Below are 25197 nucleotides of genomic sequence, written 5' to 3' on the forward strand. Positions count from 1 at the left end.
GGGGCCTACAGGGGGCGTCCGGCCTTGAGCTCGGCCACGAGCGACCGGACGACCGCGTCCAGCTCGCCCGCATGGCGGCGCGCGACCGCCCGCTGCCGCTGGTAGGAGGCTCCCCGGCGCAGGATGACCCGCACCTGCTCGAGCTCGGCCGCACAGCCCAGCCGCTCGGCGACGGGCGCCAGCTCGACCAGCCAGCGACCGACCGCGTCGGTCACCAGCTCCTCGTCGCCGGCCGCGTTCGTGATGATGATCGCGTCCATGCCGTACCGCGCGGAGCGCCACTTGTTCTCCTGCGCGAACCACGGCGGCAGGGTCGGCAGGGTCTCGCCGCGGTCGAGCATCGAGGAGAAGTGCTCGACGAAGCAGTGGGTCAGGGCGGAGATCGCCGCGACCTCGAGCAGGTTCGACGCGCCGTCGGCGATCCGCATCTCCAGGGTGCCGAACCGCGGCGACGGGCGGACGTCCCAGCGGACCTCGTCGAACTGGTCGATGACGCCCGTGTGCATCATGTCGCCGACGTACTGCTCGAGCTGGGACCAGTCCTCGAAGGCGAACGGCAGGCCGGCCGTCGGCAGCTGCTGGAAGAGCAGCGCGCGGTTCGAGGCGTAGCCGGTGTCCCTGCCGCCCCAGAACGGCGACGACGCGGACAGCGACTGGATGTGCGCGAAGACAGTGAGCATCGCCCGGGACAGGGGGAGCACCTTGGCGCGGTCCTCGATGCCGACGTGGACGTGCACGCCGTAGATCAGCATCTGCCGGCCCCACCACTGCGTGCGGTCGATGAGCGTGGCGTACCGCTGCTTGTCGGTGACCTTCTGCTGGGCCCAGTTGGCGAACGGGTGCGTCGCGCCGCCCATGAGCTGGATGCGCAGGGGCGTCGCCACCGCCTCGACCTCGTCCAGCGCCCGCTGCAGGTCCGCCGTCGCCTCGGCGATCGTGCGGCACTTGCCCGAGCGGATCTCGACCGTGTTGAGCAGCAGCTCCTGGGTGATCAGCGGGTGCTCGCCGCCACCGGCGGGCCGGACGGCGGCAAGGATCGCCTCGGCGGCCTGTCGCAGGTCCCCGGAGTCGGCGTCGACGAGCGCGACCTCCCACTCGATGCCGACGGTGGACCGCTCCGAGTGGCCGAAGGGGACCGTGACGGGTGCGGCCATCAGACCGGCTCCACCACGAGCACCTGCTGGCTCCCCGCCACGCGCGTGAGGATGATCGTCGCCCGCGTGCTGCCGCGCAGGTCCAGCTGGCGCCGGAGCTGCTCCGGGACGACCGCGGTGCCGCGCTTCTTGATGGTCAGCGTGCCCACGTCACGTCCTCGCAGGTACGTGCGGAGCCGCTTCAGGCCGAACGGCATGGAGTCCAGCACCCGGTACGCCGTCGCGGTGGGGACCGGGACGGGGGCGTCGGACGTCACGTAGGCGATCGTGGCGTCCAGCAGGCGCCCCTGCACCTGCGCGGCCGTCTCGCCCACCAGGCCCGCCCGGATGACCGCCCCGTCCGGCTCGTACAGGTAGCCGCCGAGGGCGCCCGTCGGCGGTCGCTCCTCCGACGTCTGCTGCACGACGTGCGCCTCACCGTCGCGCAGCACGAGCGCCGAGCGGCCGGGCCCCTCCGGAGCGAGCGGGCCGAACCACAGCCCGACCTCCACGACGTCGCCGTCCACCGACACCCACTGGGCCTGCGCGTCGGCGGGCAGGGCCGTGTGCGGGATGCCGGGACCCAGCTTCAGGCCGAGCGCCGGCACGCGCTCGCGGACGGCGAGCACGGCGTCGAGCGACGGCTCGTAGGCGGCGGGGTCGAAGACGCGGCTCCCCGACGACGTCCGACGGGCCGGGTCCGCGTACACCCCGTCGATGCCCTCCGCCTCGAGGTCGAGCGCGAGCCCGTCGCCGTGCCGGACCTCGGCGTCGGGGAAGTGCCGCAGGTTCACGGTCGCGATCGCGGCCGTGGCCTCGTCGACGTCCGTGGCCAGCACCCGCAGGCCGATGCCCGCGAAGGCCATCGCGTCCGCCCCGATCCCGCTGGTGAGGTCCGCCACGCGCGTGCTGCCGGCGTCGCGGAACCGGCGGGCGTGGTGCGCCGCGACGCTGAGGCGGGTGGCCTGCTCGAGCCCGGCCGCCGTGAAGAGCATGCCGTCCGCGAACGTCCCGAACTTCCCGGCAGCCTTCGCGCGCAGGCGGGACTGTGTCAGCGCGGCGGCCACCAGCGCGGGGTCGATGCCCTCGTCGCGCATCCGCTCCGACAGCGCCAGGGTGCGGCTCTCGTCGTAGGGCGGCAGCGCCGACAGCAGGGCCCACCCGGCGGGGCTGAGCAGCTGGGCGATGCCGTCGCGATCCATGTCGCGATCCTCGCACGCAGGGACTCTCCCGGAGGGCTCGTTGGCACTCGCCTTGACCGAGTGCTAACCGGTTCCTAGAGTGATGGCTGGCACTCTCCCGGTGAGTGTGCCAGCTGCGCTCCAGACCACGGCACCCGCGACGACGTGGTCGACGAGCGCGCACGAACCTCAGAGAACTACTCACATGCGAAGGGGAGGTCCGCTGTGTCGGTCTCCATCAAGCCCCTCGAGGACCGGATCGTCGTCAAGACGCTCGAGGCAGAGACGACGACCGCTTCCGGTCTCGTCATCCCGGACAGCGCCAAGGAGAAGCCCCAGGAGGGCGAGGTCCTGGCGGTCGGACCCGGCCGTGTCGACGACAACGGCAACCGGATCCCGCTCGACGTCGCCGTCGGCGACAAGGTCATCTACTCGAAGTACGGCGGCACCGAGGTCAAGTACTCGGGCGAGGAGTACCTCATCCTCTCGGCCCGCGACATCCTCGCGATCGTCGTCAAGTGAGCTGAGGGGCGCCCGCGCCCCGCTCGCTCGGAAGGCCCCCACGGCAGCTGCCGTGGGGGCCTTCCGGCGTCCTGAGCCGGACATGCCAGAGCCCCCCTCCCCGGTCGTGCCGACGGGGAGGGGGGCTCGGGTCGAGGCGTGGGGTCAGCCGACGCGGGTGGCGCGGCCCCGCTGGGCGAGCACGGCAGCGCGCTCGTCCTCGGACAGGCCGCCCCAGACGCCGTACGGCTCGCGCACGGCGAGGGACTGCTTGAGGCACTCCTTGATCACCGGGCAGGTCGCGCAGATGGCCTTGGCGGCCTCGGCGCGGCGGCGGCGGGCAGAGCCACGCTCGCCCTCGGGGTGGAAGAACAGGTCCTGGTCCTCGTCACGGCAGGCTCCGTCGAACTGCCACTCCCACAGGTCCATCACCGGTCCGGGAAGGCGCGAGATCTCGGCCATCAGATCCTCCTCAGTCGATCCGGCGCAGGGCCCGCGGTGGCGGCTGCGACGGGAAGTCGTGAACACGGACGTCCGGTGAGAGCTCCACCGGGGATGACGCGTTGGAGAGGACGTTACAACCGCGCCAGAAGTTGTTCAAGACCGTGTCACACATTTGTGTGATGGCGCGATTGACGATGTTGTCGCAGGTCGGCGTGTCGGCGGCGACACGCCCACATCGGGCCGAATCGCGTCGGCCTGGCAGAATCGCGCCATGGTGACGCGCGAGGACGACGAACCGGCGGCGGCGCCGACGCCCGCGCTGGCCGTCGCCGCGGTCGCCCGACGCCTCGGTGTCGCTCCGGCGACGCTCCGGACCTGGGACCGCCGGTACGGCCTCGGCCCCTCCGAGCACTCCGCCGGCGCGCACCGCCGGTACTCGGCGACCGACGTGGAGCGGCTGCTGATCATGCGGCGGCTCACGCTCGACGGCGTGGCACCCTCGGAGTCCGCGCGGATCGCGCTCGCGACCGACGTCGTCGCCGAACCCGGGACGAGCTCCCAGGACGCGGCGCCCACGACGCCGACCGCGGTCGTCGACGCGGCGCTCGCGGGGGACGTCGCGCGGTGCTCGCGGCTGCTCACCCTCGACGGGCACCCGGACGTCGTGCTCTGGTGGACGGGCCTGGTCGAGCCGGTCCTCCTCGCCCTCGCCCGGCGCACGGTCGTCGACCCGCCCGGCGTGGATGCCACGTTCGCGGTGCACGCCGGGGTCCTGTCGGCCCTCCGGGACCGGCCCGTGACGCTGGGCGCCGGCCGCCGACCGGTCGTCCTCGTCCTGGTCGCCGCGCGCGAGGCACGCCCGCTCGTCGCGCACGTCCTGGCCGGGGCGCTGGCGGCGCAGGGCGTCGACGCGCGCATCGTCGGCGGGCCCGTGGGACCGCACCACGCCGTCGAGCTCACCGCGATGACCCGGGCGCGGGCCGTCGTCACGCTCGGGGAGCGCGTCGACGTCGACCTCGAGGTGGTGGACAGGCTGGCGCGCGAGCAGCCGGACCTCCCGCAGTTCGTGATGGTGCCCGACCGGGCCGCGGGAGCGGTCCCGCTCGGCCGCTCCGTCCACCGCGCACGGACGTTCACAGGGCTCCTGCACGAGGTGCTCGCCGTCGCGACTGCGAGCGTGGACGGGTGAGATCGCCGCCGAGCGGGGGAGACATTCCACCCAGGTGGCGCACGGGCGGACGAAGCCCCGCCCGGCGCGGGTGCGGTTCGCCTCACCGGCTAACTTCTGCGTGATGCACGGCCGATAAGACTCAGGGTGGCCCGCACGGGGCCCGAGAGGGGATACAAACATGGCGGGAGTCGTGGTCTGTCACGGCTCGGCGGTCGTTCGAGAGCGGCTCGTCGTGACCTCCATCGGCGTGCCCGCGCTCGGTCCCGTCCGAGCGGCGTCGTCGGTGGACGAGCTGTTGAGCCTCGCGCGGCGCATGCCGCCGACCGTCGTGCTCCTGGACGCGCACCTCGCGGCGCCCGGCGCGATCGAGGCGATCCGTCGCCTGCGCGCCGTCGCACCGTCGGCAGCCATCGTGCTGCTCGCTCTGCCCGACGACACCGTGGCGCTCGACCGGGCGCTCGCCCTCGGAGCGCGCGGCTTCCTCGCGCCCGACGTCGGCCGCGCCGAGCTCTCCGCGGTCGCGGCACACGTGCTGGCGAGCCCCGTGCTCCCCGCGCAGCCGCAGTCGCGGGTGAACGTCGACGTGCCCAGCCAGGGCAGCTTCCGGGCCAGCGACCTGCGCACCCCCTCGACCGGCAACCCGACCGTCACCGCACCCGACGCCAACGGTGCCCCGGTCGGGGTGCCGACGACGGGCGCGATCCCCGGGGTCCCGCTGACCAAGCGGGAGATCGAGGTCCTCACCGGCATGAGCCACGGACGGTCGAACGCCCAGATCGGCGCCGAGCTCTACCTGTCCGAGGACACCGTCAAGACCCACGCGCGCCGGCTGTTCCGCAAGCTCGGCGCCAACGACCGTGCCCAGGCGGTCGCCATCGGACTGCGCCGGGGCCTGATCCAGTAGGCAGGCCCGGACCACGCGCGCGCCCGCGTATCCTTGCCGGATGACGGAGCACTCGCCTGCCGACCCGTTCGCCCGCATCGGGCTCACCTACGACGACGTGCTCCTCCTGCCGGGGGAGACGGACGTCATCCCGAGCGAGGTGGACACCTCCTCGCGCCTGACGCGGGAGATCTCCGTGCGCGTCCCGCTGCTCTCCGCGGCGATGGACACCGTCACCGAGTCGCGCATGGCGATCGCCATGGCGCGCCAGGGCGGCATCGGCATCCTGCACCGCAACCTGTCCATCGAGGACCAGGCCCACCAGGTCGACCTGGTGAAGCGCTCCGAGTCCGGCATGATCACCGACCCGGTCACCGTGTCGCCCGACGCGACGCTCGCCGAGCTGGACCACCTCTGCGGCATCTACCGGGTGTCCGGCCTGCCGGTCATCGCGGAGAACGGGCTGCTGCTCGGCATCATCACCAACCGCGACCTGCGCTTCGTGCCGCCGGGCGACTTCGAGACGCGTCGCGTCCGCGACATCATGACGCCGATGCCGCTGGTCACCGCGCCCGTCGGCATCGCACGCGACGACGCAGCCGCCCTGCTGGCCAAGCACAAGATCGAGAAGCTGCCGCTGGTCGACGAGGCCGGCATCCTGCGCGGGCTCATCACCGTCAAGGATTTCGTGAAGTCCGAGCAGTACCCGGACGCGACGAAGGACGGCGAGGGGCGGCTCGTCGTCGGCGCCGCCATCGGCTTCTTCGGGGACGCCTGGGAGCGGGCCACCGCGCTGGTCGAGGCCGGCGTCGACGCGCTCGTCGTCGACACCGCGAACGGGCACGCGCGCCTCATGCTCGACATGGTCCGCAAGCTCAAGTCCGACCCGTCGACGCGCCACGTCCAGGTCATCGGCGGCAACGTCGCGACGACCCCGGGCGCGCAGGCGCTCGTCGACGCGGGCGTCGACGCCGTCAAGGTCGGTGTCGGGCCGGGCTCCATCTGCACCACCCGCGTCGTCGCCGGTGTCGGCGTCCCGCAGGTCACCGCCATCTACGACGCCGCCCGCGCCTGCAAGCCCGCCGGGGTGCCGGTCATCGGCGACGGTGGGCTCCAGTACTCCGGGGACATCGCCAAGGCGCTGGTCGCCGGCGCCGACACCGTGATGCTCGGCTCCCTGCTGGCCGGCTGCGACGAGTCGCCCGGTGAGCTCGTGTTCGTCAACGGCAAGCAGTTCAAGCACTACCGCGGGATGGGCTCGCTCGGCGCGATGGCGTCCCGCGGCCGGATCTCCTACTCCAAGGACCGCTACTTCCAGGCCGACGTGTCCTCCGACGAGAAGATCGTCCCCGAGGGCATCGAGGGCCAGGTCCCGTACCGCGGCCCCCTGTCCGCCGTCGCGCACCAGCTCATCGGCGGCCTGCACCAGTCGATGTTCTACGTCGGCGCGCACACCATCCCGCAGCTGCAGGACCGCGGGAAGTTTATCCGGATCACCGCGGCCGGGCTCAAGGAGTCCCACCCGCACGACATCCAGATGACCGTCGAGGCGCCGAACTACACCGGCCGCTGAGCCGTCCGTGACGGACCCGGCGGACTTCTACACCGGGCTCGTCGCCGAGCTGTACGCGCCGTTGCGGTCCTTCACCTCGGACCCGGCCGAGTACGCGGCGTTCATCGCCTCGTCCGGCGAGCCCGCGCTCGAGCTCGGCTGCGGCGACGGCGACCCGCTGCTGGACCTGCGTGCGCTCGGTCTCGACGTCGACGGCATCGACTCGTCCGCGGACATGCTCGACCGGCTCCGCGCGGCCGCCACTGCTCGTGGGCTGTCCGTGACCGTCCACCAGCAGCGCATGGAGGACCTCGACCTGCCGCGGCGGTACCGGTCGATCTTCCTGGCCGGCGCCACCTTCACGCTGCTCGCCACCGACGACCTCGCCCTGCGCGCGCTGCGGGCGATCCGCGCGCACCTCACCGACGGCGGGAGCGTACTCGTCCCGCTGTTCGTCCCCGCACCAACACCGGCTGACCAGGTCGGCGCGTTCCGGTCCGTCGTCACGGACGGCGGCGCGACGATCCGGGTGGGCGTGGTCGACGAGGACTGGGACGCTGCCGCCCGAACCCGTCGGACCACGCTGCGCTACGAGCGGGTGACCGAGGCCGGAGTCGAGCACGTCGAACGCGTGTGGCTGCTGCACTGGCACACCCCGGCGGGCTTCCGCGCGCTGGCGGCGCAGGCCGGGCTCGCGGTCCTCGACGGGCCCGACGGTGACGACGCCGAGGAGTTCACCTTCCGGCTCGGCCGCGCAGGCACGTAGCGCCCGATACTGGGCGCGTGGAGTTCCAGGAGATGCAGGCCAAGGCTCGTGCGGTCCGAGACGCCTACGCCGCGCGGGAGAAGGCGCAGTACGGGCGCAGCTGGAACCACGAGGAGTTGATGCTCGGGTTCCTCGGGGACGTCGGCGACCTGGCGAAGCTGGTGCAGGGCAAGGCGGGGGTGCGTCCACGTGCGGACCTCGACGCTGCCCTCGCGCACGAGCTCAGCGACTGCCTCTGGTCCGTGCTGTCGCTGGCCGACGCCTACGGGGTCGACCTGGAGGCGGCGTTCGGACGCACCATGGACGAGCTGGCCGCGCACCTGGCCGACCCCGAGAGCACGGCCTAGTCGCGGAACGTCTCGATCTGGGCGCCGAGCTCGACCAGGCGGTCCTGGAGCTGCTCGTAGCCGCGGGCGATGATGTCGACGTCGCGCAGGACGGACGTGCCCTTGGCGGCGAGCATCGCGAGCAGGATGACGACCGCGGGACGCAGCGCCGGGGGGCACGAGACCTCGGCACCGGACCAGTGCGTCGGGCCGCTGACCTGCAGGCGGTGGGCGTCGAGGAGGCGGACGTCGGCGCCGAGCCGGGTCAGGTCGGTGAGGTGGATGGCGCGACCCTCGTAGACCCAGTCGTGGACCAGGGTCGAGCCGTCGGCGCACGCGGCGATCGCGACGAAGAACGGCAGGTTGTCGATGTTCAGCCCGGGGAACGGCATCGGGTGGATCTTGTCGATCGGTGCGCGCAGGTCGCTCGGGTGGACCGTGACGTCGACGAGGCGGGTGCGGCCGTTGGCGGCGGAGTACTCGTCGGACAGCGTGTAGCGCAGGCCCATCTCCGCGAGGGTCGCCAGCTCGATCTCCATGAACTCGATCGGCACGCGGCCGACCGTGATCTCGGAGCCGGTGACGATGCCGGCGGTCAGCAGGCTCATCGCCTCGACCGGGTCCTCGGACACCGCGTACTCGACGTCCGCGTCGATGGTGGCCAGGCCGTGCACGCGCAGGGTCGTGGTGCCGATGCCGTCGATGCGCACCCCGAGCAGCTCGAGGTAGAAGCACAGGTCCTGGACCATGTAGTTGGGGCTCGCGTTGCGGATGGTGGTCACGCCCTCGCGGCCGGCGGCGGCCATGATGACGTTCTCCGTCACGGTGTCGCCGCGCTCGGTCAGGACGATCGAGAGGTCCTGTCCGCCGGCCCGGGTGACGAGCCCGTGGTAGTCGCCGGCGGTGGCGGTGACGTCGAGACCGAAGGGGCGCAGACCGATCAGGTGCGGCTCGACGGTGCGGGTGCCGAGGTCGCAGCCACCGGCGTAGGGGAGGCGGAACTCGTCCTCCAGACCGAGCAGCGGCCCGAGGAACATGATGATCGAGCGCGTGCGGCGGGCGGCGTCGACGTCGATGGCGTCGAGGTCGAGGTGCCGCGGGACGACGATCTCGAGGTCGCGGCCGTCCGTCGACCACGTGGCGCGCACACCGACGGAGCGCAGGACCTCGACGATCCGGTCGACCTCGACGATGCGGGCCACGTTCCGCAGGCGGGTGGTGCCACGGTTGAGCAGCGACGCGCACAGCAGGGCGACGGCGCCGTTCTTGCTGGTGTTGACGTCGATCCGGCCGCTCAGCGTCTGGCCGCCCTGCACGCGCAGGTGGGTGCGCTGCGGACCGCCGAGCGTGACGATGGGGGAGTCGAGCGCGGCGCCGATGCGGGTCAGCATCTCCAGGCTGACGTTCTGCGCGCCCTGCTCGATGCGGTGGATCGCGGACTGGCTGGTGTTCAGGCGTTCCGCCAGCTGGGCCTGCGTCAGGCCGCGGTGCTGGCGGGCCGAGCGGACGAGGGAACCGACGTGCGCGAGCGGGTCCTGGATGACCGGGAAGGATCCGGTGCTCGTCGGAACCGGGGTGATGATCGTCGTCATGGGGACGACGTTAACTCATGGATGAGATATCGCCACACGAACGCGTGCCTCGAATCGGTCGGATCCGGCGGCCGGAGCCATTCCGAACTCACCCGCGATATGACATAGGTCTCACCAGAGCGTGCCGACAGGCTCCCGCGTCGGCCAGACGTCGGACGCCCCGGGCCCGTCGAAGCCCTGCTCGGCGCGCCATGCGTTGAAGCTCTCGGCCCACGCCTGGTGCGCAGTCGACTGGTACTCGTGGAGCGTGTCGAGGTCGAGCGTGGCGAGGTGGGGGAAGCGGCCGACGATCCGGTCGAGCACGTCGAGCGTGGCGACGACGTCGACGTCCGCGGTGTGCAGGTTCCCGGACTCGACCACCTGGTAGTAGCCGCAGAGGTCGACGAGCTTGCGCTTGCCCTGGCGCAGCCGGTCCTCCGCGCGGTCGAGGACCAGCGGGTCGATGACGGGGCGCGCGTCGCTGCACAGGCGGTCGGGCAGGGTCTTGAGGCGGTGCCGCCGCAGCTCCGCGTCGAGCAGGCACAGGTCGAACGCGGCGTTGTAGGCGACGACCGGGACGCCGCCGCGCAGGGCCTCGGCCAGGTCGGTGGCGATCTCCTCCAGCGCCTCGCGCGGCGGGCGGCCGTGCGTGCGGGCGTGTTCGGTGCTGACCCCGTGGATCGCGGCCGCCGCGTCCGGGATGGGGACGCCGGGGTTGATGAGCCAGCTGCGGACGTGGGTGCCGGTGGCGTCGCGACGCACGAGGGCCGCGGTGACGATGCGGTCGTGGTCGACATCGATGCCGGTGGTCTCGGTGTCGAAGCCGAGCAGCGGCCCGTCCGTCCAGCTCATCTCGTGGTGCTCCTTCGGTGCTCTTGCTGCGACCAGACTCGCACCGACGTCCGACATTGCCGCGGAGGGTGCCCCGCGTGCCGCGGGATCGGGGACCGGGGCCGCGCCCCGGTAGCCTGACCTGGTGAGCAACGAGATCGAGATCGGCCGCGGCAAGCGCGGACGCCGCGCCTACTCCTTCGACGACGTCGCGGTCGTCCCGTCACGGCGGACCCGTGACCCCGAGGAGGTCTCGGTCGGCTGGCAGATCGACGCCTACCACTTCGACCTGCCGATCATCGCGGCCCCTATGGACTCGGTGATGAGCCCTGCAACGGCAGTCGCGCTCGGCCAGGCCGGCGGGCTCGGGGTCCTCGACCTCGAGGGGCTGTGGACCCGGTACGAGGACCCGACGCCTCTGCTGGCGGAGATCGCGACGTTCGACAGCGCGCGCGCCACCGCGCGGATGCAGGAGATCTACGCGGCCCCGATCCAGCCCGAGCTGATCACCGCGCGTCTCAAGGAGATCCGCGCCGCCGGCGTGACCGTCGCCGGCGCCCTGTCGCCGCAGCGCACCAACGAGTTCTGGCGCACGGTGGTCGACGCCGGGGTGGACCTCTTCGTGATCCGCGGCACCACGGTCTCGGCCGAGCACGTCTCCGGCCGGGTGGAGCCGCTCAACCTCAAGCGGTTCATCTACGAGCTCGACGTCCCGGTCATCGTCGGCGGCGCCTCGACGTACACGGCGGCGCTGCACCTCATGCGCACCGGGGCGGCGGGGGTCCTCGTCGGCTTCGGCGGCGGCGCGGCGCACACGACGCGGCTGTCGCTGGGCATCCACGCGCCGATGGCCTCCGCGGTCGCCGACGTGGCTGCGGCCCGGCGGGACTACCTCGACGAGTCGGGCGGCCGGTACGTGCACGTCATCGCCGACGGCGGCGTGGGCCGCTCGGGCGACCTGGTCAAGGCGGTCGCGTGCGGCGCGGACGCGGTCATGCTCGGTGCCGCACTGGCCAGGGCCACCGAGGCGCCCGGCCGCGGCTGGCACTGGGGACCGGAGGCGCACCACCCGAAGCTCCCGCGCGGCGAGCGGGTCGAGGTGGGTACCGCCGGGTCGCTGGAGCAGATCCTGTTCGGCCCGGGACACACCGCGGACGGCACGCTCAACCTCGTCGGGGCACTGCGCCGCGCGATGGCGACGACCGGCTACTCCGACCTCAAGGAGTTCCAGCGGGTCGAGGTCGTGGTGAGCCCGTACCAGCCGCACTGACACGTCCGACGACGCCCGGCGGCGCCCCGAAACGGGCGCAGCCGGGCGTCTTTGTGTGTCCGGATGAGTGGGTCACGGTCGCCTGACCAGGCGCATTGCCCGAACCAACATTTGATTACCGCCGACTATGTCCGTATCGCTTGACATGGCGGTGTGATGGGGCGCACTCTGGACGGAGTGGACGCCGGTGTCAGGGCCGGCGCGCAGGACGACGGAGTCGATGTGTACGCACCCGAGCGGCACCAGCAGATCCTCGCCACGGCTCGCGCCGACGGCAGGGTCGACGTGAACCGGCTGGCCGAGGACCTCGACGTCACCCCCGAGACCATCCGCCGCGACCTCACGGTGCTCGAGCGGCACGGGCTCGTCCGCCGGGTGCACGGCGGCGCCATCCCGGTCGAGCGGCTCGGCTTCGAGCCCGGCATCGCCGACCGCGAGACACGCTTCGCGGGCGAGAAGGAGCGCGTGGCGAAGGCGGCGCTCGACGAGCTTCCCGACGGCGGCGCCGTCATCCTCGACGCCGGCACCACGACCGTCCGGCTCGCCGAGCTCCTGCCGTCGGACCGGGAGCTCACCGTGGTGACGCACGCGCTGCCCGTGGCGATGGTGCTGGCGATGCGGCCGAACATCACGCTGCACCTCGTCGGTGGCACGGTGCGCGGCCGGACGCTCGCCGCCGTCGGGTCGTGGGCGGAGCGCGAGCTGGCCGACATCCACGCCGACGTCGCCTTCCTCGGCACCAACGGGCTCAGCGTCGAGCACGGACTGACCACCCCGGACCTCGCGGAGGCTGCCGTCAAGCGGGCGCTCGTCGCCAACGCGCGGCGCACCGTCGTGCTCACGGACCACTCGAAGATCGGTCGCGTCGAGTTCGCGCACGTCGTGCCGCTGTCCCAGGTGGACACGATCATCACCGACAGCGGGGTCGAGCCCGAGCTCGTCGAGGAGCTCGAGGCCGCCGGCCCCCGGGTGGTGACCGCATGATCATCACGCTGACCCCGAACCCGAGCCTCGACCGCGCGCTGGAGGTCGACGAGCTGCGGGTGGGTGAGGTCAACCGAGCCCACGGCGGTCACCTGCACCCCGGCGGCAAGGGCATCAACGTCTCCCGCGTCCTGGTCCGCCACGGCGTCCCGACCCTCGCGGTGCTGCCGACGGGCGGTGCCGACGGGGCGCGCCTGGTCGAGATGCTCGCCGAGATCGACGTGCCGACCCTGGCGGTCCCGCTGGTCGACCACACCCGCAGCAACCTCACGCTCGTCGACGGCACGGGTGTGACCACGAAGATCAACGCGCCGGGCCCGAGGCTCACGCCGGACGAGGTCGACGCGCTGCTCGCCGCGCTCGAGACGCAGCTGGCGACGCGGCCCGCCGCCCTGGTGTGCGCGGGCAGCCTGCCGCTGGGCGCACCGGAGACGTTCTTCGTGCAGGTCGCCGGTCTGGCTGCCCGGTACAGCGTGCCGTTCGTCCTGGACACCTCGGGGGTGCCGCTCACCCGCGCCGTCCGGCAGGGCGGGCTCACGCTCGTGAAGCCCAACGACGAGGAGCTCGCCGAGCTCGTCGGGCGTGAGCTCACGACCGTGGGGGACGTCGTCGCCGCCGCCCGCGAGGTCATCGCGGCGTGCACCCGGGCCGTCCTGGTCAGCCTCGGCGCGCACGGCGCTCTGCTCGTGCTCGCCGACGGCGTGTGGTGGGCGGGCGGCCCGCCGCTCGTCCCGCTGTCCACCGTCGGCGCGGGGGACTCGACCCTCGCCGGCTTCCTCACCGCGGACGGGTCGCCCGGCGACCGCCTGCGCACCGCGGTCGCCTTCGGCCGCGCGGCGGTCCTGCTGCCCGGCACCGCCGTCCCCGACCCCACCGACATCGACCTGGACGCCGTCCGGGTCGTGGAGAACCCCGATCCCCGACTCGCCCTCAAGGAGCTGTGACGTGAGCACCCCGCTGATCACCCCGGACCTGGTCGCCGTCGACCTCGTCGCCACGGACCGCGACGACGCGACCCGCCAGCTGATCGACCTGCTGTACGCCGCCGGTCGCGTGACCGACGCCGACGGGTTCCACGCCGACGTGCGTGCCCGCGAGGCGCAGATGGCCACCGGCATGCCCGGCGGCATCGGCCTGCCGCACGCCCGGTCCAGCCACGTGACCGTGCCGAGCCTCGCGGTCGGCAAGGTCCCGGCCGGCGTCGACTTCGGCGCCCCCGACGGCCCGGCCACCCTGGTCTTCCTCATCGCCGCCCCCGACGCGGGCGACGGCGACCACCTCAAGATCCTCGCGGCGCTCGCCCGCCGCCTCGTCCACGAGTCCTTCCGCACGTCGCTGAAGGACGCCCCCGACGCAGCCACCGTCGCGGAGATCGTCACCCGAGAGGTCGTCCCCTCATGAAGCTCGTCGCCGTCTCCTCCTGCCCCACGGGCATCGCGCACACCTACATGGCCGCCGAGGCCCTCGAGCAGGCCGGCAAGGCTGCCGGCCACGAGGTCCACGTCGAGACGCAGGGTGCCGCCGGCTCGACGCCGCTCGACCCGGCGATCATCGCCGCGGCCGACGGCGTCATCTACGCCGCCGACCTCGAGGTCAAGGACAAGGACCGGTTCGCCGGCAAGCCGTTCATCGACGTCGGCGTGAAGAAGGCCGTGCACGACGCCCCGGGCGTCATCGCCGCGGCCGTCGCCGCCGTCGAGGCGGGGGTGCCCGCCGGAGGGCCGGCAGCGCCCTCGGCAGCCCCGGTGACGAAGGTCGACCGGAACGCCGGCGTCGGCACCCGGATCCGGCAGTGGCTCATGACGGGTGTCTCGTACATGATCCCGTTCGTCGCCGCGGGCGGGATCCTCATCGCGCTCGGGTTCATGGTCGCGCAGTTCGCGGGCGGCTCCGACGGCGTCATCGAGGTCACGTCGATCCCGGTCTCGCACCTGCTCAACGACTTCAACGCCACGGTCGGCATGGACTGGGCGGCTCTGCTGTTCCAGACCGGTGTCGTCGCCTTCGGGTTCCTGGTCCCGGTGCTCTCCGGGTTCATCGCGTACGCGATCGCCGACCGGCCCGGCCTGGTGCCCGGCTTCGTCGGTGGCGCGATCTCGGTCGCCGTCGGCGCCGGGTTCCTCGGTGGCCTGGTGACCGGCTTCATGGCCGGGTTCCTGGCCCTGTGGATCAGCCGCTGGAAGGTGCCCAAGGGCGTCCGTGGCGTGATGCCGGTCGTCGTCATCCCGCTGCTGTCGACCTTCGTCGTCGGCCTCGTGATGTTCCTCATCATCGGGCAGCCGATCGCGAGCCTCATGAACGGGCTGAGCAGCTGGCTCAACGGCCTCTCCGGCTCCAACCTGATCCTCCTGGGCGCCCTGCTGGGCGCGATGATGGGCTTCGACCTCGGCGGCCCGATCAACAAGGTGGCCTACACGTTCGCGGTCACCGGCCTGGCGACCGAGGGGCTCGCCACCGACGCCGTGCAGTACCGGATCATGGCCGCGGTCATGGCGGCCGGCATGGTGGCCCCGCTGGCCATGGCGCTCGCGTCGACCGTGCGCAAGAGGCTGTTCACGCACGCCGAGCAGGAGAACGGCAAGGCCGCGTGGCTGCTGGGTCTCTCGTTCATCTCCGAGGGGGCCATCCCGTTCGCGGCGGCCGACCCGTGGCGCGTCATCGTGTCCTCGCTCGTGGGCTCCAGCGTCACCGGCGCCCTCGTGATGGCGGTCGGCTCCGGCCAGCGTGCCCCGCACGGTGGCATCTGGGTGCTGCCGCTCATCTCGAACCCGCTCGGGTTCCTCATGGCCGTCGCCGTCGGCACGGTGATCTCCGCCGGGCTCGTGATCGCCCTCAAGAGCGCCAAGCCGAACGAGATCGTCAAGGCCGAGCAGGCCGCCGACGAACAGGCGCTCGTCGCCACCGCCGCCTGACCTCACCCTGACCTTCGATCGGAGACCTCCCATGCCTCAGCGCACCGTCGCCGTCGCCTCGCGCGTCGGCCTGCACGCCCGCCCCGCCATGCTCTTCACGCAGGCCGTCGCCGAGACCGGGCTGCCCGTCACCATCGCCCGCCCGGACGGTGAGCCGGTGGACGCCGGCAGCATCCTGTTCGTGATGTCGCTCGGAGTCCCCAGCGGCGAGGTCGTCACCCTGACCGCCGAGGGGGAGGGGGCCGACGCCGCGCTCGACGGGCTGGTCGACCTCCTGGCGACCGACCTCGACGCGGAGGAAGCCTCATGAGCACGACGAGCACGGCCCGTGTGCTCCAGGGGGTGGGTGTCGGCCGCCGCGCGATCGTCGGCCCGGTCGCCCAGGTCCGGCCCGCACCGCACGTCGCCGCCGACGCCCCCCTGCTGGTCGACGGGGTCCCGGCCGACCTCCCGACCGCGCACGCCCACGTCGAGCAGGCGTTCGCCGACGTCGCCGCGCGGCTGCGCGAGCAGTCCGGGAAGTCGACCGGCACGGTGAAGGACGTCCTGGCGGCCACCGCGCAGATGGCCGACGACAAGGCGCTGCGCAGCGGGGTGCTGCAGCGGATCGACGCCGGTGAGCCCGTGGTCAGCGCCGTCGACGGCGTCGTCGAGATGTTCGCGACGATGTTCGAGCAGGCCGGCGGCTACCTCGCCGAGCGCGTCACCGACCTGCGGTCCGTGCGCGACCGCGTGGTCGCGGCGGCGATGGGCCTGCCCGCCCCGGGCGTGCCCGCGCTGGACCGGCCGTCCGTCATCGTCGCCAAGGACCTCGCCCCCGCCGACACGGCCGCGCTCGACCTGGCCAACGTGCTGGCGATCGTCACCGAGCTCGGCGGCCCCACCGGCCACACCGCGATCATCGCCGGGCAGCTCGGGCTCCCGTGCATCGTGCGGGTCGCCGGGGCGACGGCGCTCGCGGACGGCGCGGACGTCGCCGTCGACGCCGCCGACGGCACCGTCACCCTCGACCCGTCCGAGGGTCAGCGTGCCGAGCTGGAGCGGCGCGCGAGCGTCGAGCGGACGCTGGAGTCGGACACGGCCCCCGGGTCCACCGCCGATGGCCGCGCGGTCGCGCTGCTGGCCAACATCGGCACCGCCGAGGACGCTGCGCGCGTCGCCGGGGGTGGCGTCGAGGGGGTCGGCCTGTTCCGGACCGAGGTGCTGTTCCTGGAGACCACCACGGCGCCGACGCAGGAGGCCCAGACCGCCGTCTACACCCGCGTGCTGCGCTCGTTCGGCGACCGCAAGGTCGTCGTCCGCACGCTCGACGCGGGCGCGGACAAGCCGCTGGCGTTCGCGACGCAGCCCGACGAGGAGAACCCGGCGCTCGGCGTACGCGGCTACCGCCTCGTGCGGACGCACCCCGAGCTCCTGGACACCCAGCTCGAGGCCCTCGCGCACGCGCAGGCCGAGACGGGGACCACGCCCTGGGTCATGGCGCCGATGATCGCCACGGCCGCCGAGGCCCGGGAGTTCGCCCGACGGGCACGAGCGGCCGGCGTCGCGACGGTCGGCGTGATGATCGAGGTGCCGGCCGCGGCGCTGCGCGCGCAGGAGATCCTCGCGGAGGTGGACTTCGTCTCCCTGGGCACCAACGACCTCGCGCAGTACACGATGGCGACCGACCGCCTGCGCGGGGAGCTGGCCGACCTGCTCGACCCGTGGCAGCCGGCCGTCCTCGACCTCGTCGACGCGACCGCCCGCGCGGGGCTGCAGGCGCGCAAGCCCGTCGGCGTCTGCGGGGAGTCCGCGTCCGACCCGGTGCTCGCGCTGGTGCTCGTCGGGCTCGGCGTGACCAGCCTGTCGATGTCCGCCGGGGCCGTCCCCGCGGTCCGGTACGCGCTGCGTCACCACACCACCGCCGAGTGCGCGACGATGGCGGCCGCGGCCCTCGCGGCGCCGTCGGCGGACGAGGGACGGGCGGCCGTGGTGGGGCTCCTGCACGCGGACGTGCGCGAGACGCTGGGCGTCTAGGGCGCGACAGGCCGGGCGAGGGCACGCGCGCGGATTTCTGCGGTCGCGCGCGTACTCTCGCCGTTATGGCGCACGACCCGGGACACATCGAGCTCCACGACCCTGAGACCGACCCCCTCGCGACCTACGTGCTCGAGCCGGACGACGTCCGACCCCTGCTGCGGCGCGTCGTCTCCTCGCCCGGCGCGGGGACGTTCACGTCGCACGCGCCGTTCACGGGCAGCCCGATCGCCGCCATCCCGCTCTCGACGCGGGACGACGTCGCCCGCGCAGCCAAGAACGCCCGGGCCGCGCAGCGACTGTGGTCGGCGCGCCCCCTGCGCGACCGCACGGCGGTGCTGTCCCGCGTGCACGACCTGGTGCTCGAACGGCAGAGCGACGTGCTCGACCTCATCCAGCTGGAGTCCGGCAAGGCGCGGGTCTCGGCGTTCGAGGAGGTCTGTGACATCGCGCTGGTCGCCCGGCACTACGCCGCGCGCGCCGGCCGGTACCTCGCGCCGCGCCGGGTCCCGGGGCTGCTCCCCGGACTGACCAGCGTCCGCGTGCTGCGGCACCCCGTCGGGGTCGTCGGGATCGTCGCACCCTGGAACTTCCCGCTGACGCTCACGCTCGGCGACGTGCTGCCCGCGCTGGTCGCCGGCAACGCCGTCATCCTGCGGCCCGACCCGCAGACGGCCCTCACGTCCCTGTGGGCGGCCGAGCTGCTGGAGGAGGCCGGGCTTCCCGACGGGCTCCTGCAGGTGGTCGTCGGCGACGGGCCCACCATCGGCGCGGCCGTGGTCGAGAACGTCGACCACGTCAGCTTCACCGGCTCCACCCGCACCGGCCGCGTCGTGGCCGCGCAGGCGGGGGAGCGACTCGTGCCGGCCACCCTCGAGCTGGGCGGCAAGAACCCCATGTACGTCGCCGAGGACGTGGACGTCGAGGTCGCCGCCGAGGGGGCCGTGCGCGCGTGCTTCGTCGGCGCCGGGCAGGTCTGCGTGAGCATCGAGCGGATCTACGTGCACGAGGACGTGGCCGACGAGTTCATCGCGGCGTTCGTCCGCCGGACGCGCGAGGTGCGTCTCGGGTCGGGGCTCGACTACCGCTCGGACATGGGGTCGCTGACCTCCGCGGCCCAGCTGGCCACCGTCGTCGAGCACGTCGAGGACGCCGTCGGGCACGGGGCGACCGTGCTGACCGGGGCGGTCCACCGCGCCGACCTCGGGCCGTGGTTCTACGAGCCGACCATCCTGACCGACGTGCCGAACGAGGCGCGGCTGGTGCGCGAGGAGACGTTCGGGCCGGTCGTGAGCATCTACCGCGTCGCCTCCGACGACGAGGCGGTCGCCGCGATGAACGACAGCGACCTCGGCCTGAACGCGAGCGTCTGGACGGCGGACACCCGTCGTGGCGCCGCGATCGCCGCACGGGTCCGGGCCGGGACCGTGAACGTCAACGAGGGGTACGTGACCACCTGGGGCTCCGTCGCGGCGCCGCAGGGTGGCGTGGGCGCGTCGGGCATCGGCAGCCGCCACGGACGCGAGGGCCTCTGGGAGACCACCCGGGTGCAGACGGTCGCGGTCCAGCACGGCGCGCACGGTGTCCTCGGCGCCCCGGGCATCGGCCTGCACCGCCTGTTCGACCTGGGCACCGACACGTGGCCCCGCGTCTACACGGAGGTCCTGCGCACGATGAAGAAGCTCCGTCTGCCGTAGCGGCCGTGCAGACCGTCAGGCGTGGCCCGTGGCGGCCGGGGCCGGGTCGGACTCGTCGCTGGTGCCCTCGTAGCCGGCCGACTCGATCGTGCTGATCACCTGACGTGCGATCGCGAGCTCCTCGTTGGTCGGGACCACCATCACCAGGGTGCTGGTCCAGTCCGGGGAGATGATCGTCGGCTCCTTCTTGCGGCCCGCGTTGCGTACCGGGTCCACCGCGATGCCCAGCGGCTCCAGGCCTTCGAGCGCGCGGGCGCGGACGATGTCGTCGTTCTCGCCGACGCCGGCCGTGAACGTGATGACGTCCACGCGGCCCAGCACGGCGTAGTAGGCGCCGATGTACTTGCGCAGCCGGTGCAGGTAGACGTCGAGGGCCAGCGACGCATCCTCGTCGCCCGACTCGACCAGCGCGTGCAGCTCCCGGAAGTCGTTCTCGCCCGCCAGACCCTTGAGCCCGGACCGGCGGTTGAGGAGGTCGTCCACGTCGTCGACCGACAGCCCCGCGTTGCGCTGCAGGTGGATGAGCACGGCGGGGTCGAGGTCGCCCGACCGGGTGCCCATGACCAGGCCCTCCAGCGGGGTCATGCCCATGGACGTCTCGACCGCGACGCCCCCGCGCACCGCCGACGCCGACGCCCCGTTGCCCAGGTGCAGCACGATCTGGTTGAGGTCCTCGAGCCGGCGACCGAGCACGCGCGCGACCTTCCCGGACACGTACTGGTGCGACGTCCCGTGGAAGCCGTACCGGCGCACCCCGTGCTCGCGGGCGACCTCCCGGTCGATCGCGTACGTGGCGGCCGCCTCGGGCAGCGTGCGGAAGAACGCGGTGTCGAACACGACGACGTGCGGGACGTCCGGGAGCAGCTCGCGGGCCACCTGGATGCCGGTGAGGTTGGGCGGGTTGTGCAGGGGCGCCAGGGGGGAGAGGGCGTCGATCTGCGCGACGACCTCGTCGTCGACGACGACCGGCGCGCCGAAGACCGCCCCGCCGTGCACCACCCGGTGCCCGACCCCGACCACGTGCGCCTGGGTGAGGTCCGGACCGACCTCGGCGAACAGCGCGAGCACCGCGCGCAGGCCGGCGCCGTGGTCGGCGACGGGGTCGGTGCGCGTCGTCGTGCTGCCGCCGTACGTGTGCCGCACGGAGCCCTCGTCCTCGCCGATCCGCTCGACGATCCCCGAGGCGATCGCCTCGCCGCCGACGGGATCGACCAGCTGGTACTTGATCGACGACGAGCCGGAGTTCACGACGAGCACGGATCCCGGGTGGGCTGGGGCGGTGGGGCTCATGAGGGGTCCTCTGCTTGCGCCTGGATCGCTGTGATGGCGACGGTGTTGACGATGTCCTGCACGAGCGCGCCGCGCGACAGGTCGTTGACCGGTTTGCGCAGACCCTGCAGGACGGGCCCGATGGCGACCGCTCCTGCGGAGCGCTGCACGGCCTTGTAGGTGTTGTTCCCGGTGTTCAGGTCGGGGAACACGAACACGGTCGCCCTGCCGGCCACCGCCGAGTCCGGCATCTTCGTCTTGGCCACGGAGGCGTCGACGGCCGCGTCGTACTGGATCGGCCCCTCGACGGACAGGTCGGGGCGCCGCTCCCGGACGAGCGCCGTGGCCGCGCGGACCTTCTCGACGTCCGCGCCCGAGCCCGACTCGCCCGTCGAGTAGGACAGCATCGCGATGCGCGGCTCGATGCCGAACTGCTGGGCGGTGCCTGCCGACGAGATCGCGATGTCGGCCAGCTGCTCCGCCGTCGGGTCCGGGATCACGGCGCAGTCGGCGTAGACGAGCACCCGGTCCTCCAGGCACATGAGGAACGCGCTCGACACGCTGGAGACGCCGGGCTCGGTCTTGATGATCTCGAACGACGGCTTGATGGTGTGCGCGGTGGTGTGCGCGGCCCCGGAGACCATGCCGTCGGCCAGCCCGAGCTGGACCATCATCGTGCCGAAGTACGACACGGAGGAGACGATCTCCCGCGCGCGGTCCACGGTCATGCCCTTGTGCTTGCGCATCTCGGTGTACTCGACGGCGAACCGCTCGAGCAGCTCGCCGTCGTGCGGGTCGATGATCGCCGCGGCGTCGAGGTCGAGCCCCAGCTCCGTGGCGCGGGCGCGGATGGCCGGCTCCTCGCCGAGGATCGTGAGGTCGGCGACGCCGCGCTGGAGCAGGGTCGACGCGGCGCGCAGGATCCGGTCGTCGCCGCCCTCGGGGAGCACCACGTGCTGGCGGTCGGAACGGGCCCGGTCCAGCAGGGCGAACTCGAACATCAGCGGGGTGACCACCTCGGGCCGCTCCACGTCGAGCGCGGCCAGGAGCGCCGCCCCGTCGACATGCTGCTCGAACAGCGACAGGGCGGTGTCGACCTTGCGCTGCGAGTCGGCCGTGAGGCGCCCGTGGGTGTCACCGACGGCGCTCGCCGACCGGAAGGTGCCCAGCTCGGTGGACAGGATCGGGAGCTTGCTGCCGAGGCCGTTGACCAGGCGCGTGATCAGCGGCGCGGGCCGGAACCCGCCGTTGAGGATGATCCCGGCGAGCGACGGGAACCCTTCGGCCTGGTGCGCCACGAGAAGCCCGAGCAGCACGTCCGACCGGTCGCCCGGCGTGATCACGACGGACCCGTCGGTGAGCTTGCCCAGCAGGTGCTCCACGGACATGGCGCCGACGATGACGTCGAGCACCTCGCGCGACAGCAGTGCCTCGTCGCCGGCGATCAGGGTCCCGCGCACGGCCTCCGACAGCTGACGGACGGTCGGGGCGGTGAGCAGGGGGTTCTCCGGCACGGCCCACGACGGGAGGCCCGTGCCGTCCCGCAGGGCGTCGCGGACGCCGCTGACCGAGCCCGGGGCGCAGCGGTTGGCCACGACGGAGACCACCTGGGCGTGGTTGGCGTGCATCTCCGTGACGACGATGTCGGCCACCTGCGCGATGACGGCGGGCTTGCGGTGGCTGCCGTTGATGACGAGCACCACCGGCGCCCCGAGGTTCGCGGCGATGCGGGCGTTGTAGGCCAGCTCGGTGGGCCCGGCGACGTCCGTGTAGTCGGTGCCGACCACCACGACGGCGTCGCACCGCCGCTCGACGTCGTGGTACCGGGACACGATCTGGGCGAGGGCGGCCTCCGGGTCGGCCAGCACCTGCTCGTACGTCACCCCGACGCACTCGTCGTACGTGAGGTCGACGCCGTCGTGGTGGAGCAGGAGCTCCAGCACGTAGTCGCGCACGTCGGTGGACCTCGCGACCGGACGGAACACCCCCACCCGCTGGACGGTGCGGGCCAGCAGGTCCACCAGGCCGAGAGCGACCATGGACTTGCCGGAGTCCCCCTCGGGGGACGTGACGTAGATGCTGCGGGCCACGGTGGGTGTCTCCGATGCGGTGCGGGTGGTGCGGGTGTTGCGGGTGCCGTGCGGGACCGTGGGGCGGGCAGCGGCGCCCGCCCCACGGACAACAGGGGTGCTACTCGTTGTCTCCGCCGGTCGAGAGCGTCGCCTCGACCTGCCCCGAGTCGGCCTGGTCCTGTGCGTCGGGCCAGACCCAGTCACGGACCTCGGGCAGGTCGTCGCCGAACGCGCGGGTGTACTCGCGGGCCCGCAGGCGCTCGTCGACCATCTTCTGCCGCAGGTTGGCCTGCGAGCTGCCCAGCGACGGCACGTTGTCGATGACGTCGATGACCAGGTGGAACCGGTCGAGGTCGTTAAGCATGACCATGTCGAACGGCGTCGTCGTCGTGCCCTCCTCCTTGTAGCCGCGCACGTGGATGTTGCTGTGGCCGTGGCGGCGGTAGGTGAGCCGGTGGATGAGCCACGGGTACCCGTGGTACGCGAAGATGACCGGCCGGTCCGACGTGAACAGCCCGTCGAACTGCGCGTCCGACAGCCCGTGCGGGTGCTCCCGCGCGTCCTGGAGGCGCATGAGGTCGACCACGTTGATGACGCGGACCTTCAGGTCCGGCAGCTCGCGGCGCAGGATGTCCGCCGCCGCCAGCACCTCGAGCGTCGGCACGTCGCCCGCGCAGCCGAGCACGACGTCCGGCTTCTCCCCGTGCACCTCCGAGCCCGCCCAGTCCCAGATGCCCAGACCGCGCGTGCAGTGCGCGATCGCCTGGTCCATGGTCAGGAAGTTCGGCGCCGGCTGCTTGCCCGCGACGACCACGTTGACGTACTGCCGGCTGCGCAGGCAGTGGTCGTACGTCGACAGCAGCGTGTTGGCGTCCGGCGGCAGGTAGACGCGGACGACCTCGGCCTTCTTGTTGACCACGTGGTCGATGAACCCGGGGTCCTGGTGGCTGAAGCCGTTGTGGTCCTGCCGCCACACGTGGCTGGACAGCAGGTAGTTCAGGCTCGCGATCGGGCGGCGCCACGGGATGTCGTTGGTGACCTTCAGCCACTTGGCGTGCTGGTTGAACATCGAGTCGATGATGTGGATGAACGCCTCGTAGCAGTTGAACAGGCCGTGCCGCCCGGTCAGCAGGTAGCCCTCGAGCCAGCCCTGGCACTGGTGCTCGCTGAGCATCTCCAGCACGCGGCCGGCGCGGGCCAGGTGCTCGTCGACGTCGGCACCGAAGAACTCCGCGTTCCACTGCTTGTCCGTGGTCTGGAACACCGACTGCAGCCGGTTCGACGCCGTCTCGTCGGGTCCGAAGATCCGGAAGTTGTCCGGGTTGAGCCGGATGACGTCGGTCAGCCAGTCGCCCAGCACGCGCGGCGCCTCGCTCATCGAGCCGCCCGGCACCGGCACGTCGACCGCGTACTCGCGGAAGTCCGGCAGGCGCAGGTCCTTGAGCAGGATCCCGCCGTTTGCGTGCGGGTTGTCGCTCATCCGCAGGGGACCCGTCGGCGCGAGCGAGCGGATGTCGTCGTGCAGCCGGCCGTTCTCGTCGAACAGCTCGTTGACCCGGTACGACTCGAGCCACTGGCGCAGGACGTCCAGGTGCTCGGGGGTGTCCCGGGCGCTCGCCAGCGGCACCTGGTGTGCCCGCCACGACCCCGTCGTCTTCTTGCCGTCGATGTAGTCCGGCCCCGTCCAGCCCTTGGGGGTGCGGAACACGATCATCGGCCACTGCGGACGCTGCTCGTTGCCCGCGTGCGCGCTGCGCTTGATCTCCGCGATCTCGTCGAGCACCTCGTCGAGCAGGGTCGCGAACCGGCGGTGGATGTCCTCGTGCGACTCGTCGTCGAAGCCGGCGACGAACATGTGCGGCTTGTGTCCGTAGCCCACCATGAGCGACTCGAGCTCGTGGTCGGGGATGCGTGCCAGCACCGTCGGGTTCGCGATCTTGTACCCGTTGAGGTGCAGGATCGGCAGCACGACGCCGTCGTTCTCGACGTTGACGAACTTGTTCGAGTGCCAGCTCGTGGCCAGCGGGCCGGTCTCCGCCTCGCCGTCGCCGATGACGGTCGCGACGAGCAGGTCCGGGTTGTCGAACGCGGCGCCGTAGGCGTGGCTCAGCGCGTAGCCCAGCTCGCCGCCCTCGTGGATCGACCCCGGCGTCTCGGGGGCGACGTGGCTGGGGATGCCACCGGGGAACGAGAACTGCCGGAACAGCCGGTGGATGCCCTCGGTGTCCTCGGTGATGTCCGAGTAGAACTCCGAGTACGTGCCGTCCAGGTAGGCGCTCGCGACCAGTCCCGGGCCGCCGTGGCCCGGGCCGGTGACGTAGATGGTCGACTGCTCGCGCTCCGCGATCGCGCGGTTCAGGTGCGCGTACAGGAAGTTCAGCCCCGGGGTGGTGCCCCAGTGACCGAGGAGCCGCGGCTTGACGTGGTCACGCGTGAGCGGTTCGCGCAGGAGCGGGTTGTCCAGCAGGTAGATCTGGCCCACGGACAGGTAGTTCGCGGCCCGCCACCACTGGTCGATGCGGGCCACGGTCTCGGCGTCGACCACCGTGCCGCTCCCGGTCTGCCACGTGTTGCGTGCCGACGTCGTCGTGCTCATCGCGCTCCCCAGTCGTCGTTCC

At 72.6% G+C, this 25197-nt stretch carries 22 protein-coding genes; 14 read left to right on the plus strand and 8 right to left on the minus strand.

Annotated elements, in window-relative coordinates; translation table 11 throughout:
* Positions 1–5: 5 nt before the first annotated feature.
* Together ASD16_RS01935 and ASD16_RS01940 are read right to left on the minus strand one after the other, a co-directional pair.
* The gene (locus ASD16_RS01935; RefSeq protein WP_055912231.1) at positions 6–1154 is read right to left on the minus strand and encodes a glutamate--cysteine ligase; all 1149 of its coding nucleotides are present in this window, start codon (positions 1152–1154) and stop codon (positions 6–8) included.
* Positions 1154–2335 (minus strand): class I SAM-dependent methyltransferase, encoded by a 1182-nt coding sequence (locus ASD16_RS01940; RefSeq protein WP_055912233.1) that lies wholly within the window; start codon positions 2333–2335, stop codon positions 1154–1156. Before ASD16_RS01940 ends, ASD16_RS01935 begins: the two co-directional genes overlap by 1 nt.
* 204 nt (positions 2336–2539) lie before the next feature.
* Between ASD16_RS01940 and groES the strand changes: the two genes are divergently transcribed.
* Positions 2540–2836, plus strand: a complete 297-nt coding sequence (gene groES, locus ASD16_RS01945; RefSeq protein WP_055912235.1) for a co-chaperone GroES — start codon at positions 2540–2542, stop codon at positions 2834–2836.
* A gap of 144 nt (positions 2837–2980) precedes the next feature.
* Here the strand turns inward: groES and ASD16_RS01950 are convergent, their stop codons facing one another.
* The gene (locus ASD16_RS01950; protein ID WP_055912236.1) at positions 2981–3277 is read right to left on the minus strand and encodes a WhiB family transcriptional regulator; all 297 of its coding nucleotides are present in this window, start codon (positions 3275–3277) and stop codon (positions 2981–2983) included.
* Positions 3278–3530: 253 nt separating this feature from the next.
* Between ASD16_RS01950 and ASD16_RS01955 the strand changes: the two genes are divergently transcribed.
* From ASD16_RS01955 to ASD16_RS01975, 5 genes are all read left to right on the plus strand, one after another.
* A complete protein-coding gene (locus tag ASD16_RS01955) occupies positions 3531–4448 on the plus strand; it encodes a MerR family transcriptional regulator (protein WP_055912238.1) in 918 nt (305 codons plus the stop codon).
* A 160-nt stretch (positions 4449–4608) separates the two neighbouring features.
* Positions 4609–5334, plus strand: coding sequence for a response regulator transcription factor (locus tag ASD16_RS01960; protein WP_055912240.1), 726 nt, complete (start codon positions 4609–4611; stop codon positions 5332–5334).
* Positions 5335–5374: 40 nt separating this feature from the next.
* Positions 5375–6886 (plus strand): IMP dehydrogenase, encoded by a 1512-nt coding sequence (gene guaB / locus ASD16_RS01965; protein WP_055912242.1) that lies wholly within the window; start codon positions 5375–5377, stop codon positions 6884–6886.
* 7 nt (positions 6887–6893) lie between these two features.
* Complete coding sequence (locus ASD16_RS01970; protein ID WP_055912244.1) at positions 6894–7631, plus strand: class I SAM-dependent methyltransferase; 738 nt, start codon at positions 6894–6896, stop codon at positions 7629–7631.
* Positions 7632–7648: 17 nt separating this feature from the next.
* Complete coding sequence (locus tag ASD16_RS01975; protein WP_235523071.1) at positions 7649–7978, plus strand: MazG nucleotide pyrophosphohydrolase domain-containing protein; 330 nt, start codon at positions 7649–7651, stop codon at positions 7976–7978.
* Here ASD16_RS01975 and ASD16_RS01980 read toward each other — a convergent pair.
* Both ASD16_RS01980 and ASD16_RS01985 read right to left on the minus strand, forming a co-directional pair.
* Positions 7975–9549 carry a UDP-N-acetylglucosamine 1-carboxyvinyltransferase gene (locus tag ASD16_RS01980; RefSeq protein ID WP_055912246.1) on the minus strand — a complete coding sequence of 525 codons (1575 nt, stop codon included), beginning with the start codon at positions 9547–9549 and terminating at the stop codon, positions 7975–7977. The genes ASD16_RS01975 and ASD16_RS01980 overlap by 4 nt on opposite strands.
* A gap of 111 nt (positions 9550–9660) precedes the next feature.
* Positions 9661–10380 (minus strand): exonuclease domain-containing protein, encoded by a 720-nt coding sequence (locus ASD16_RS01985; RefSeq protein ID WP_055912247.1) that lies wholly within the window; start codon positions 10378–10380, stop codon positions 9661–9663.
* A 124-nt stretch (positions 10381–10504) separates the two neighbouring features.
* On the opposite strand from ASD16_RS01985, the gene ASD16_RS01990 reads away from it, so the two are divergent.
* The 8 genes from ASD16_RS01990 to ASD16_RS02025 all read left to right on the plus strand — a co-directional run bounded on the left by ASD16_RS01990 (position 10505) and on the right by ASD16_RS02025 (position 19238).
* Complete coding sequence (locus tag ASD16_RS01990; protein WP_055912249.1) at positions 10505–11629, plus strand: GuaB3 family IMP dehydrogenase-related protein; 1125 nt, start codon at positions 10505–10507, stop codon at positions 11627–11629.
* Positions 11630–11851: 222 nt separating this feature from the next.
* Entirely contained in the window at positions 11852–12613 is a 762-nt protein-coding gene (locus ASD16_RS01995) for a DeoR/GlpR family DNA-binding transcription regulator (RefSeq protein ID WP_055915571.1), read from the plus strand.
* Entirely contained in the window at positions 12610–13557 is a 948-nt protein-coding gene (gene pfkB / locus ASD16_RS02000) for a 1-phosphofructokinase (protein WP_055912251.1), read from the plus strand. The genes ASD16_RS01995 and pfkB overlap by 4 nt, the downstream gene beginning before the upstream one ends.
* A 1-nt stretch (position 13558) precedes the next feature.
* Positions 13559–14014: a PTS sugar transporter subunit IIA gene (locus tag ASD16_RS02005; RefSeq protein ID WP_055912253.1), complete on the plus strand. Its 456-nt coding sequence runs from the start codon at positions 13559–13561 to the stop codon at positions 14012–14014.
* The gene (locus tag ASD16_RS02010) at positions 14011–15525 is read left to right on the plus strand and encodes a PTS fructose transporter subunit IIC (RefSeq protein ID WP_055912254.1); all 1515 of its coding nucleotides are present in this window, start codon (positions 14011–14013) and stop codon (positions 15523–15525) included. Before ASD16_RS02005 ends, ASD16_RS02010 begins: the two co-directional genes overlap by 4 nt.
* Before the next feature lie 31 nt (positions 15526–15556).
* Complete coding sequence (locus ASD16_RS02015) at positions 15557–15835, plus strand: HPr family phosphocarrier protein (protein ID WP_055912255.1); 279 nt, start codon at positions 15557–15559, stop codon at positions 15833–15835.
* Positions 15832–17541 (plus strand): phosphoenolpyruvate--protein phosphotransferase, encoded by a 1710-nt coding sequence (gene ptsP / locus ASD16_RS02020; RefSeq protein ID WP_055912257.1) that lies wholly within the window; start codon positions 15832–15834, stop codon positions 17539–17541. The genes ASD16_RS02015 and ptsP overlap by 4 nt, the downstream gene beginning before the upstream one ends.
* Before the next feature lie 65 nt (positions 17542–17606).
* Positions 17607–19238 (plus strand): succinic semialdehyde dehydrogenase, encoded by a 1632-nt coding sequence (locus tag ASD16_RS02025; RefSeq protein WP_055912258.1) that lies wholly within the window; start codon positions 17607–17609, stop codon positions 19236–19238.
* Positions 19239–19253: 15 nt separating this feature from the next.
* Here ASD16_RS02025 and ASD16_RS02030 read toward each other — a convergent pair whose 3' ends face one another.
* The 3 genes from ASD16_RS02030 to ASD16_RS02040 form a co-directional block, all read right to left on the minus strand.
* Positions 19254–20528, minus strand: a complete 1275-nt coding sequence (locus ASD16_RS02030) for an acetate/propionate family kinase (protein WP_055912260.1) — start codon at positions 20526–20528, stop codon at positions 19254–19256.
* Positions 20525–22597, minus strand: a complete 2073-nt coding sequence (gene pta / locus ASD16_RS02035) for a phosphate acetyltransferase (RefSeq protein WP_055912262.1) — start codon at positions 22595–22597, stop codon at positions 20525–20527. The genes ASD16_RS02030 and pta overlap by 4 nt, the downstream gene beginning before the upstream one ends.
* Positions 22598–22697: 100 nt before the next feature.
* A complete protein-coding gene (locus ASD16_RS02040; protein ID WP_055912264.1) occupies positions 22698–25175 on the minus strand; it encodes a phosphoketolase in 2478 nt (825 codons plus the stop codon).
* Between the last annotated feature and the right edge of the window lie 22 nt (positions 25176–25197).

Source organism: Cellulomonas sp. Root485 (genome assembly GCF_001426705.1).
In the GTDB taxonomy this organism is placed as follows: domain Bacteria; phylum Actinomycetota; class Actinomycetes; order Actinomycetales; family Cellulomonadaceae; genus Cellulomonas.

Coding starts and splice junctions, on each gene's coding strand:
- ptsP (WP_055912257.1), top strand. CDS start 15,832: ATGAGCACGACGAGCACGGCCCGTGTGCTCCAGGGGGTGGGTGTCGGC.
- ASD16_RS01940 (WP_055912233.1), bottom strand. CDS start 2,335: ATGGATCGCGACGGCATCGCCCAGCTGCTCAGCCCCGCCGGGTGGGCC.
- ASD16_RS01950 (WP_055912236.1), bottom strand. CDS start 3,277: ATGGCCGAGATCTCGCGCCTTCCCGGACCGGTGATGGACCTGTGGGAG.
- ASD16_RS01935 (WP_055912231.1), bottom strand. CDS start 1,154: ATGGCCGCACCCGTCACGGTCCCCTTCGGCCACTCGGAGCGGTCCACC.
- ASD16_RS02010 (WP_055912254.1), top strand. CDS start 14,011: ATGAAGCTCGTCGCCGTCTCCTCCTGCCCCACGGGCATCGCGCACACC.
- ASD16_RS01960 (WP_055912240.1), top strand. CDS start 4,609: ATGGCGGGAGTCGTGGTCTGTCACGGCTCGGCGGTCGTTCGAGAGCGG.
- ASD16_RS02040 (WP_055912264.1), bottom strand. CDS start 25,175: ATGAGCACGACGACGTCGGCACGCAACACGTGGCAGACCGGGAGCGGC.
- ASD16_RS02025 (WP_055912258.1), top strand. CDS start 17,607: ATGGCGCACGACCCGGGACACATCGAGCTCCACGACCCTGAGACCGAC.
- ASD16_RS01980 (WP_055912246.1), bottom strand. CDS start 9,549: ATGACGACGATCATCACCCCGGTTCCGACGAGCACCGGATCCTTCCCG.
- ASD16_RS01955 (WP_055912238.1), top strand. CDS start 3,531: ATGGTGACGCGCGAGGACGACGAACCGGCGGCGGCGCCGACGCCCGCG.
- ASD16_RS02030 (WP_055912260.1), bottom strand. CDS start 20,528: ATGAGCCCCACCGCCCCAGCCCACCCGGGATCCGTGCTCGTCGTGAAC.
- ASD16_RS02015 (WP_055912255.1), top strand. CDS start 15,557: ATGCCTCAGCGCACCGTCGCCGTCGCCTCGCGCGTCGGCCTGCACGCC.
- ASD16_RS01985 (WP_055912247.1), bottom strand. CDS start 10,380: ATGAGCTGGACGGACGGGCCGCTGCTCGGCTTCGACACCGAGACCACC.
- pfkB (WP_055912251.1), top strand. CDS start 12,610: ATGATCATCACGCTGACCCCGAACCCGAGCCTCGACCGCGCGCTGGAG.
- guaB (WP_055912242.1), top strand. CDS start 5,375: ATGACGGAGCACTCGCCTGCCGACCCGTTCGCCCGCATCGGGCTCACC.